Raw genomic sequence first — 10,243 nt, forward strand, 5'->3', positions numbered from 1 at the left:
GCGGCGTGGAAGATTCGTCGAAAGTGCAAGATTCGCGTGATCGACTAAAGTTCCTGCGGTAGCATCCTCGGAGTAACGCAAGCTGTCGTGGATCGGAGTGATGCGTGGACGCGAACGTCGACGGGCCTATGCCGTCTTGGGCCAGTGGTCGATTTGGGGAAGATGTCGCCGGCCTTCGACTCGCGATTCAGATGGGGCTCCTCGACACGGAGTCGGCGATGCTCGAGTCGCATCTGGCTGGTCGGTCCAAGCACAAGTTCGCTGCTGGGGCGGCGCGCATGACCAATCAGTACGACCGGATCGCTGAGCACGTGCTTGACCTTGGCATCCCCGGGACCGAACTCATCAAGCCTGGCACGTTCTACGAGCTTGTGTTGGTGCACAACACCATCCTCTGCCCCTACCGCGTGGACTCGGTCGACGGCTTTGAGCCGGGCGACAAGTGGCCGAAGAAGCTGTCTCTCGTGATGCGGGAGCTGTTCGCCCTTACCGATGCGCCAGCACCCCGATGGATCGCGGATCCTCTGGTTGAAGTGGAAGGCCCGGAGCTGCTTCTTCGGCGATCGCTGGCTGATCTTGCGCAGAGGGACCCCCGCCCCGGCCTGGTCCTCATCCCGTACGAGATGAACATGAGTGGTCTGCAGCGCGCCTGGTGGGGCCAGGCGAATCTCTTGGACGATGCTGGGAACCTGCAGTGGGTGACCGAGAAGTCTCTGCTCACGACCGGTGCCGAGAGCCGTATCTACGCTGTACCGAACCAGCGCGCAGGGGATAACTTTGCCTCTGGCGATCTTCCTGAGGTTGCGCTTTCCACACGCAGCGAGGCGGCCCGTGCCACGGGAACTCCGCCGCAGAGTGAGACCGAGTACGAAGCGTTCGTGAACGCTGCTGAGGACAATGAACATTGAGCAACCACTACTGCCGGGGACGAGCCTGGGCGGTGCTTCGCCGAGGGCAGTCTGGGACGGTTTCCATGCACCAAGGCTGACGCAGGCACGTCGCCTTGCCGGGCTCACCAAGCGCGAGGTCGCGGACGGTATAGGCGTGTCGGCAGCTGCTGTTGGCCAGTACGAGGCGGGTACCAACCGTCCTCGCCCTGAGCTCATTCCTCGGTTGGCCGACGTGCTGGACGTGCCCATTCAGTTCTTCGTTGCAGGCCGCCCGATGGGTAAAGTCGATAGCTCCATGGCTCACTTTCGGGCCTTGCGTTCCACATCCGGGGCGCAGCGAGAGCGGGCCCTCGGCTTCGTCGAACAGGTTTGGGAACTCACTCACGCGCTGGAGAAGCGCGTGCAGCTTCCCCCCGTGAACCTTCCCGGCTTCACGGGAGGCGAGGTATGCCCCGGCGCCGAGCTACCTGACGACCCCGTGGGCGCTGCCCGAGCGCTCCGGCATCACTGGGGGCTGGGTGACGGCCCTGTGCGCCACCTAGCTCGCCGGATGGAAGCGAATGGCCTCATCGTCGTGGCGCCAGCGGAAGCAGAGGAGGCTGCGGCTAAAGTCGATGCTTTCTCCAGCTCCGGGCTGTTGAGACCCGTTGTAGTTCTCACGCCAAATCGCGCCGACGATGTCTACCGATACCGCTTCAGCGCGGCCCATGAACTCGGGCACCTGGTTCTCCACGCGGGTGCTACCGGCGACAGCCGTTTGGAGCGCGAAGCAGATGCGTTCGCTGCCGAGTTCCTCACCCCTCGGGAATCGATCCATCCGCTGCTACCGCAGAGGGTGGACCTTGCGCGGTTGGCCGGCCTGTCGCAGACCTGGGGCGTCTCGGTGAACTCGCTCGTCTACCGGTACCGCGAACTTGGGCTCGTCTCTGATGCGACGATCAGTCGTGCGTACCAGCGGTTGCGAGGGCTCAGCGCGCAGCCCGGTTTCGCCCCGCAATCGGTACGTGGGTACCCCGGCGAACAGCCGGTGATGCTCAGTAAGGCATTCGAGCTGGCAGAGCAAGACACGGGACTGACGATACGTGTGCTTGCTGCGGAACTCGCGTGGAAGCCGGCGAGGGTACGTGAGCTGCTGGGGATGCCCGACAGCCGCCCTGTACTGAGACTTGTCTGACGAGTGGCTGGGGGAAGGGACTTGCATCGCTCCCCCAGCGACTGCCAGTCCATTGCCGAGGGACGAGGGTCAGAAATCCATCAAGAGCCCGCATTCTCGACGTACTTGATGACGTAAGGGGTCCCATCGCTTGAGTGAGGTAGAGACTGCCCTGGCCATCGCCACGCGCGTGCTGGTGCTGGGCGTCATCGGCGCGGTACCGACCATCGCCTTCGCCGCCGCCGAGTCCAAGGTGGGCCGGTGGCGGCGGAGACAGGCCGACAGAGTCCGCATCCTCCGCAGACGGCTGACCGTCCGCTTGGCACGGCACACGCTCACCCGGGCCGACGAGGCGATTTCCCCGGTGCTCCCCGACAATGGACTGCACACCAGGCCGCTGATCGAGCAATCCATCACGCGCTGGTGGCACGAGGCCGTGATCGGCCTGCCCGCCGGCCTCATCTTCATGGCCTTCTTCGGCTACCTCGCCTCGTACGCGGTGGAGGTCTCCGAGGGCATCCGCCGACCGCTGCCCCCACCGAACGCGAACCCACAGGAAGGGGGAGGGGCGTACAGCGGCCTCGACCCTCTCGCCAGCCTCTACGCAGGGACCAGGGACGCGGTCCTGTTCATCGTGGACCAGGCGGAGGATCTGGTACACCGCCTTCAGAAGCTGTGGGGCCAGCCGTGGGAGAAGCCCTGGGACACGGCCACCACGCTCGTGTTCCTGATGCTCGTATACGTCGTGATCGACATGGCTCGCCGGATACTTCCCGCGATCCTCGCCGCCTTCGGGGTAGCCCACAGGAAGAAGGAGTCGACCGGTGGCCTGCCGCCGTCGCTGCGCTCCGGCCTCGGTGTCGTGTTCGCCCCAGCCGTCGACAACCATGACGAGCAGCAGCACCGGCCGGTCGCAGTGATCCTCAGCTACGCCACCGGCGCCGCCCGAGCCCATCAGGAGATGGGTGAACGGTCCCCTCTGGACGCCCGGCGAGTCTCGGTGCGCGGCGTCGAACGTGTCATACGACGGGCCTGGAAGGTCCGCCACGGCAAGCCCAAGCCGCCCCACCGTCGTGAACTCAAGACCCACGCCGCGAAGGTTGTGGGCGCGCTGCGCCGGGCCGAGGAACGCCAGTACACCGACGAAGACCCGGGCATGGCGCTGAAGGACCTCACCGAGATGCTGCTCACCATCGCCGAGCGATACGCGGAAGGCCGCACCGGACAGCTCCTGGACGACGTCGACGAGATCGAGCCGGTGACCGACCGGACCGCGCTCCGCGTGGCCGGCGCCGTCGCCGTGTTTCTCCTCATCCTGTTCGGCGCCCCCAAGCTCGGCCTGCCGGACTCCGTCACAGGATCACTCCAAGGGATCGCCGCTATCGCGGCCGTGGCCCTGTTCTTCAACCACCGGTACAACGCTACAGACCTGGTCGACATCTTCCGAGGCGCCGACCGTAAGTGAGAGGCGCGGCCCGCATGGCAGTTCCTCCGCAATTCGCCAGATTGGCTGCTGGACCGGTCCCCCACCTGGTCCATCAACAACACGGCCGCGGCCTGGCTCAAATTGGCGCTGAGAGCCTTGCCCAAACCACCGAGGTTCGAGCGACTCCGCATCTGGACGGTCTGACAGCAGCAGCTCCTGGCCTCCCTGTCCCTACTGGAACAGCTGACTCCTCCTATCCGACCGGCGGCCCGGCTACAAGAGACCCGTCAGCTCCTGGACGCGTTCAGCGAGACGCGGTTCGTATAGCTCAGAGAGAGCCTCACGCCCCTGGAGGGCAAGGAAACCATCGAGATCCAGGCACTGGCCGACTGATTCTCGGACGCACTCGTCGACCTGCCACCGGACCAGGCGCGACGCTGGCGTGTGGAGCTCCTCGCGGCCACCATCCTCAGCGGTTGTCCTAAGAAGATCGAGGAGGTGAGTGACAAAGCCGCCGCCGAGTACATTGACGACACCATGCGTATCGTCCTAATACTCCAGTGTGGTTTCGTGATCTATCCAGCAGGTTCGTCGGCGGATCGTCGTCGGTAGTGGCTGTGTCGGGCTGTTGCCTGGTGGCGTCTGCGCCAGATTGACCAGTGCAGCAGCCTGGCAGCGGTCACGGCCGACGGGCTGAAGACGAGGGTGAACAGGTGGCGGATCTCCGGGACGGTCAGGGAGATCGGTTCGCTGTCGCGAGTCGGGTAGTGCGGACCGGTTGACCTCTTGGATGCCGCGTCGGTGGTGAGGGCGGTCAGGAAGGCCAGGGCGAGCATGGCGAGCGTGATGTGCCGGTGCCACGAGGTCCAGTTGCGAACCTGGTAGTGGTCGAGTCCGACCTGGCCCTTGGCGGCCTGGAAGCACTCCTCGACACTCCAGCGGACACCGGCGACGCGGACCAGCTCCGCAAGGGTGACCGCGATGGGTGACCAGCACAGATAGAAGGCCAGTTCTCCGGTGGTGCGGTTGCGGCGGATGAGCAGGTGGCGTTGATCGTCGGTGCCGATGTGGATCCAGGCCCAGTCGTAGTGGCGCGGGCCCTTCGCGCCGGGGCCGGCGCTGTGCCGCTGCCAGGCGGTGGCGGGCAGCCGTTCGGCGACGGTGTCCGCGCGGACGGCGGTGCGGCCCTGATTGATCCGCACCCGCATCGAGCAGGCGACGGCCATCACGTAGCCGGTTCCACGTGCCTCCAGGGCGGCACGCAGCTGCGGGTCCTGCCCGTAGGCCTCGTCACCGGTCACCCACGGTGCCTCCACCTCGGCCTCCAGCGCGGCGGCGATCATCTCCCGGGCCAGGCGGGGTTTGGTCGCGAACTGCACTTCGTCGGGTATCCCGGCCGCCCGGCGGCGTTCGGGATCGGTGCACCAGGACTGCTCGGGCAGGTAGAGGCGGCGGTCGATCAGTGCCCGTCCCCGGCTGGTGGCGTAGGCGAGGAAGACGCCGACCTGGGAGTTCTCGATGCGTCCGGCGGTGCCGGTGTACTGGCGCTGCACGCCCGCCGAGGCATGGCCCTTCTTCACGAAGCCGGTCTCGTCCACGATCAGCACCACGCCGTCGGTGCCGAGGTGTTCGACGGCGTAGGCACGGACATCGTCGCGGACGGCGTCGGCGTCCCAGCGTGCGTAGCGCAGCAGCCGCTGCATCGGCCCCGGCCGGGCCAGGCCGGCCTGTTCGGCCAGCTGCCAGCAGTTCTTCCGCTCTGCCTTCGACAACAGCCCGAGCAGATAGGCACGGGCACTCGCCCTCGGTTCAACTCGGCCGAAGCGGCCCGCGATCCGGGCCATGGCCTGGTCGAACATCTCCCGCCAGCGGGCAGGGCCTACGCTATGGCCCGCGGCCACCGCACGATCTTCGTTTGTCCACACACCAACCGATGATCACGCGGCGGCCGTACCCGTTCTCGGCCGGGTACGGCCACAAGATCGCGAAGTCAGACTGGAGTACTAAGCGTGATTGAGTTTCGGGAGCGGTAGGACCCCGCGTAAGAAGGCGACTTCCGCGCGTTCTCTTGTCGTTCAAGCCATTCAGCAGCGGCTCGTCGGCACCCGGCACGGCTGCGACGCTGCCGACCCGACCGCCCGCCCACAGCCTCGGCATCGATTCCCTGAGATCAGCGGAGATCACGGGCTAGCTAATGCAGGCCGTACGCGTGGCTGTAGGGCGCTTCGGCGTCTGTGGCCCGGAGGAAGTGAGGCTGCTTCTTGGGCCTGCCGCCACCCGTACGGCAAGCGACTCCAACCGGGGCGCCGCAGTCGCGGCACTCCCAGTCGAGGGCCTCTGCCAGCCCCTGTGTCCTGATTTCGTCGAGCACCGCCCTGCGCTGCTTCCACCAGACTTCTCTCTCGGGTTCTGTCGCCGGTGCCCCCGCATGCTGTAGCTGACGGAACGCTTGTTGGCGCTCGGGATCGGCGAGGGGGCCAGACAGGGGTTTGGTGGCGACGGCGGCCTGGGCGGCCTTCTCACCCGTCTCAAGTTCCGCCTCCAAGACGTCGACACGCTGACGCAAGTGGTGCTCGAAGTCAGCCAGCGTCGCCTCAGGATGCATTCCGGAGAAGTTCAAGGTCTCCAGGTGGAAAGCGCGCAGAATGCCGAGCGTGTGCTGCGCTCTATGGTTGGTGAACTCGCGCATCGCGGTACCGGTGGTCCTCTCGTTTGCCGGCCGGGTGGGTGAGTGCTCAGAGGTACCGGCCGAAGGCCGTCTCCAAGCGCTCGATGGCATCGTCGTGGGCGCTCAAATGCGGCTGCATAACCCACAGGTCTTCGCGAAAGGGCGCGAACCCCAAGGACTGCCAGGTGCGTTGGATGACCGCCTTCTCCCGCGCCTCCCGTGTCCTGTCGTCCCGTTCGTCGACAGGGATGTCGATCGGATACGGATGCGTCGCTACGAGCGCCGCCTGGCTGGTCACCCAGCGGAGCATGCGTCCGATCAACAGCCGGCCGACGCCGCCCAGGCCACGCCAGGCCGGCGCGATCCGTGCCCGGTCGATGATGACGACTTGGGTGCCGTTAACCAGGCAGTCCTCCAGGTCGCCATGAAGGCCGAGATCGCCGGACTTGTCGAAGAGCGGGGCGAAGTGCTCGTAGTCGGCGTCGCGCGAGTCTAGCGACGCGTAGATGTGGCCGATGCGCCACAGGTCCAGCGTGAGCCCGGACATGGAGAGGATCGTCAGCTCCTGTCGCTGGCCCTGAAACGCCTGGGCCAGCGACATGCCCGGGCCGAGAAGGCGGGCGTTGTCGGCCCGGGCCTCCTCGTCGTCCGGCTCCCACAGAGGCAGGACGGCACGGCAGCCCCATTCCAGTGTCGCGGGATCGTCGTGGGCGTCCGATGCGACAAGAGATGCGGCGGAATCGAAACGTAACTCCAGACGGTTCAGGCACGTCAGAAGCTCCACCCCTGCGGGTGCGGCACCAGTCATGAGGTCAAACGCTAGCCACTGGTCCCGCTGCCCGTGGGGCGTTTCCTGATACCAGCGACGTCCCTCTTCCCAATGGCGAGAGCCTTGGCCTTTCCCGCAGCAACGAGCGCGCCGGGAGGCGGGCAAGTGGCCCGGATCACGGATCATGCGTCCCGCCGTCGGACCCGGGTGCCGCCCGAGGTGGTGCAAGGTGGTGCGCCGCGTGCCCTCTGGGCTGGGTATTTCCGCGAGATAGGGCACGTGGAGGGCACGGCAGGTCGTGAGAGGTCTAGACAACGACGAACCCCCAGGTCGATGACCTGAGGGTTCGTGGAAGAGCGGGTGACGAGAATCGAACTCGCGCTCTGAGCTTGGGAAGCTCATGTTCTACCATTAAACTACACCCGCGAAGCGTACCGTTTGATCGGCGGTGCATCGCCCCACACTGTACCCCATGCGAGGTCCCCGGCGTTTGAGCCGTGGGGCCTTTTTGCTGTCGGGGAGGGTGGATGCGGTTGCTGTGGGCGGGAGTTGGGGGCGTAGCGTGGTGGTCGGAGTGCCGCCTGGAGTGGCGTCCTGTTCATCCCCTAATGTGGCGTTCTCGTCCAAGGCTTGTTGGGGAAGGGACTTGATGGACTCCATGGAGCGCACCGTCGTCCGCTGTGCCGAAGGGCACGTTTTCGCTACCGCTTCGTTCCCGATGCAGCAGCTCGGGTCCGGGCGGATCGGTCCCGGGCGGCTCATTCGCTGTCCTCGTTGTGCGCGGCTGCGGCATGCCGTGCCCGTGGTGTTCGAGGAGCGGTAGCGGCAGCCGAGACAGGCGCGGCAGGAGCGGTCACAGGCGCGCGGGGCGGTCCCGGATTGGGGCGGGCCCGCGCGTTCTGCGTATCCTCGGGGCGTGCTTCTCTCAGATAAGGACATCCGGGCCGAGATCGACGCCGGACGTGTACGCATTGATCCATTCGACGCGTCGATGGTGCAGCCCTCGAGTATCGATGTGCGGCTCGACCGCTACTTCCGGGTGTTCGAGAACCACCGCTATCCGCATATCGATCCAGCCGTCGAGCAGGCCGATCTGACACGCATGGTCGAGCCGGACGGCGACGAGGCGTTCATCCTGCACCCGGGTGAGTTCGTGCTCGCTTCGACGTACGAGGTCATCTCGCTTCCCGATGATCTTGCGTCGCGGCTGGAGGGAAAGAGTTCGCTGGGGCGGCTCGGTCTTGTGACGCATTCGACCGCGGGGTTCATCGATCCGGGATTCTCCGGGCACGTGACCTTGGAGCTGTCGAATCTCGCGACGTTGCCGATCAAGCTGTGGCCGGGAATGAAGATCGGGCAGCTGTGCATGTTCCGGCTGAGTTCGTCTTCGGAGTTCCCGTACGGCTCCGAGCGGTACGGATCGCGGTACCAGGGGCAGCGCGGGCCGACGGCGTCGCGTTCGTTCCTGAATTTTCACCGGACCCAGGTCTGATGCCGGATGAGCGATGATGTGCGGGAGAACCTGACGTACGAGGGGTTCGGTCATGCCGTGCGTGAGTTGGCGCAGACCGTGGCCGACGACGGATTCGAGCCCGATGTCGTACTGAGCATCGCGCGGGGCGGGGTGTTCGTCGCGGGCGGGCTCGCTTATGCCCTGGACTGCAAGAACATTCATCTGGTGAATGTGGAGTTCTATACCGGGGTGGGTACCACTCTGGAAATGCCGGTCATGCTGGCGCCCGTTCCGAATGTCGTCGATTTCTCGGACAAGAAGGTCCTGATCGCCGACGACGTCGCCGATACCGGGAAGACGCTGAAGCTGGTGCGCGATTTCTGTATCGAGCATGTTGCCGAGGTGCGCAGCGCGGTCATCTACGAGAAGCCGCATTCACTCGTGAAGTGCGAGTACGTGTGGAAGAAGACCGATCGCTGGATCAACTTCCCGTGGAGCGTGGACAAGCCCGTCGTACGGCGCCGCGGGCAGGTTCTCGACTCGTAGACCGGAGGCCGCGTAAAGCCGGAGGCCGGTAGCGGAAGCCCGGCGGCGCGGTCGTCCGCGAGCAGTCGCACATAGGAGCACATATGAGGAAGAGCCCCCGACGCGGTGTGTCGGGGGCTCTTCCTCAGGTGCTCGGATGCCGTCAGAGCGTGCCCAACTTGATGATCGACAGCAGCGCGATCAGCTGAATCGCGGATGCGCCCAGCGCCTTCGGCCACGGCAGGTCGTGCGACTTGCTCACCATCGAGGTGAACAGCGCGGCCGAGGCCAGCCAGGTGATCCAGCCGAGGACCTGGACCAGGGAGTTCTCGCCGCCGAGGAAGATCGCGAAGATCAGGCGGGGAGCGTCCGTGATCGACATGATCAGCATGGAGAGGCCCACGGTCGGCTGCCAGGAGCCGTCGCCGCCGAGCTGGCGGGCGAGCGTGTGCGTGACCGCGCCCAGGACCAGGCCGCCGATGACGAAGCCGATGCCCGTGATGACGACGTAGGGGATCGCTGCGGAGATCGTCGCGTGGATCGCGTCGTCCCGGGCTTGGTCGAAGCCGAAGAGGGCGAGCAGGCCGTACAGGAACGTGACGATGAGCGCCGGACCCCATACCGGGTGGTCGCGCATCTGCCAGAACGTCGGTCCCGGGCGCAGCACGATGCCGGTGAGCAGGTCCTTCCACGGCAGTCGCGGGCCCGCGGGCTGGGCGGGGGCCTGGCCGGCGCGGTAGGTGTTGCCGTCGCCGTACGGGTCCTCGCCGATGCTGAACGCTTGGGTGTGGCCGGGAGAGTTGGCATACGGGTCGCCCTGCTGAGGGGAGCCGTGGGGGTGGTGGGGCTGCTGGTACAGGTCGCCGAAGTACTCCGGCTCGCCGTGGCCGCCGCCGTGGCCGCCGCTGTTGTAGCCGTTGCCGTAGCCGCTGTTGTGCCCGCCGTGCCCGCCGTTGTTGTACGGGGGCGGGGCACCGTTGCCTCCCGTCGGCGGCCATGGCTGCTGGGCGTACGGCGGTGGTGCCTGTGTGCCGTACGGCTGCTGCCGCGGTTGCTGTTGCGCTTGCTGCGGGGTGCGGTTGTCCCGGCCGCGTCCGATCCTGAATCCAGCCACGTCAACGAACGTACCTGGTCCGCGTGGGTGTGGTGAGAGGGCCTGGGAAACCTGCCCGCCATTGCGGCCGAGCTGTGACATCCCCTAGGGGAACCCCCGGGGGTTGACCCCCGTATGCAGAAGCGGGGGGGGCCGCCCCCCCCCCCCCCCCCCCCCCCCGAGGGGGCCCCCCCCCCCCCCCCAAAAAACCCCCCAGCGGCCCGGGGGGGCGCCCCCACCAACACCCACGCCCGGGCGGGCGCGGG

Annotated in this window: 9 protein-coding genes and 1 tRNA gene; 5 read left to right on the forward strand and 5 right to left on the reverse strand. The window is 66.5% G+C overall.

Annotation, left to right across the window (positions count from 1 at the left end):
* The first annotated feature begins 104 nt into the window (after window positions 1-104).
* From ACH4EW_RS06945 to ACH4EW_RS06955, 3 genes are all read left to right on the forward strand, one after another.
* Window positions 105-908: a hypothetical protein gene (locus ACH4EW_RS06945; protein ID WP_362549997.1), complete on the forward strand. Its 804-nt coding sequence runs from the start codon at window positions 105-107 to the stop codon at window positions 906-908.
* On the forward strand, window positions 898-2,064 hold the full coding sequence (locus ACH4EW_RS06950) for a helix-turn-helix domain-containing protein (protein ID WP_398252478.1): 1,167 nt from the start codon (window positions 898-900) through the stop codon (window positions 2,062-2,064). Before ACH4EW_RS06945 ends, ACH4EW_RS06950 begins: the two co-directional genes overlap by 11 nt.
* 130 nt (window positions 2,065-2,194) lie before the next feature.
* Window positions 2,195-3,508 (forward strand): hypothetical protein, encoded by a 1,314-nt coding sequence (locus tag ACH4EW_RS06955; RefSeq protein WP_398252481.1) that lies wholly within the window; start codon window positions 2,195-2,197, stop codon window positions 3,506-3,508.
* 536 nt (window positions 3,509-4,044) lie between these two features.
* Here the strand turns inward: ACH4EW_RS06955 and ACH4EW_RS06960 are convergent.
* The 4 genes from ACH4EW_RS06960 to ACH4EW_RS06975 form a co-directional block, all read right to left on the reverse strand.
* Window positions 4,045-5,313 carry an IS701 family transposase gene (locus ACH4EW_RS06960; protein ID WP_398253318.1) on the reverse strand — a complete coding sequence of 423 codons (1,269 nt, stop codon included), beginning with the start codon at window positions 5,311-5,313 and terminating at the stop codon, window positions 4,045-4,047.
* Between the two features lie 347 nt (window positions 5,314-5,660).
* Window positions 5,661-6,158 (reverse strand): hypothetical protein, encoded by a 498-nt coding sequence (locus ACH4EW_RS06965; protein ID WP_398252484.1) that lies wholly within the window; start codon window positions 6,156-6,158, stop codon window positions 5,661-5,663.
* 46 nt (window positions 6,159-6,204) lie between these two features.
* Window positions 6,205-6,945 carry a hypothetical protein gene (locus ACH4EW_RS06970; RefSeq protein ID WP_398252487.1) on the reverse strand — a complete coding sequence of 247 codons (741 nt, stop codon included), beginning with the start codon at window positions 6,943-6,945 and terminating at the stop codon, window positions 6,205-6,207.
* Window positions 6,946-7,261: 316 nt separating this feature from the next.
* Window positions 7,262-7,332 (reverse strand) — tRNA-Gly (locus tag ACH4EW_RS06975).
* 490 nt (window positions 7,333-7,822) lie between these two features.
* Between ACH4EW_RS06975 and dcd the strand changes: the two genes are divergently transcribed.
* Both dcd and ACH4EW_RS06985 read left to right on the forward strand, forming a co-directional pair.
* A complete protein-coding gene (gene dcd / locus ACH4EW_RS06980) occupies window positions 7,823-8,398 on the forward strand; it encodes a dCTP deaminase (protein WP_398252490.1) in 576 nt (191 codons plus the stop codon).
* 6 nt (window positions 8,399-8,404) lie between these two features.
* Window positions 8,405-8,905, forward strand: coding sequence for a phosphoribosyltransferase (locus tag ACH4EW_RS06985; RefSeq protein ID WP_398252492.1), 501 nt, complete (start codon window positions 8,405-8,407; stop codon window positions 8,903-8,905).
* 142 nt (window positions 8,906-9,047) lie between these two features.
* Here the strand turns inward: ACH4EW_RS06985 and ACH4EW_RS06990 are convergent, their stop codons facing one another.
* The gene (locus ACH4EW_RS06990; RefSeq protein ID WP_398252495.1) at window positions 9,048-9,998 is read right to left on the reverse strand and encodes a Yip1 family protein; all 951 of its coding nucleotides are present in this window, start codon (window positions 9,996-9,998) and stop codon (window positions 9,048-9,050) included.
* Between the last annotated feature and the right edge of the window lie 245 nt (window positions 9,999-10,243).

The sequence above is a fragment of the Streptomyces sp. NPDC018000 genome (genome assembly GCF_044328025.1).
Lineage (GTDB): Bacteria > Actinomycetota > Actinomycetes > Streptomycetales > Streptomycetaceae > Streptomyces.

Bases quoted from the DNA above. Each gene is read 5' to 3' on its own strand.
- ACH4EW_RS06950 (WP_398252478.1), top strand. From the start codon at position 898: ATGAACATTGAGCAACCACTACTGCCGGGGACGAGCCTGGGCGGTGCT.
- ACH4EW_RS06960 (WP_398253318.1), bottom strand. From the start codon at position 5,313: ATGGCCCGGATCGCGGGCCGCTTCGGCCGAGTTGAACCGAGGGCGAGT.
- ACH4EW_RS06965 (WP_398252484.1), bottom strand. From the start codon at position 6,158: ATGCGCGAGTTCACCAACCATAGAGCGCAGCACACGCTCGGCATTCTG.
- ACH4EW_RS06970 (WP_398252487.1), bottom strand. From the start codon at position 6,945: ATGACTGGTGCCGCACCCGCAGGGGTGGAGCTTCTGACGTGCCTGAAC.
- ACH4EW_RS06985 (WP_398252492.1), top strand. From the start codon at position 8,405: ATGAGCGATGATGTGCGGGAGAACCTGACGTACGAGGGGTTCGGTCAT.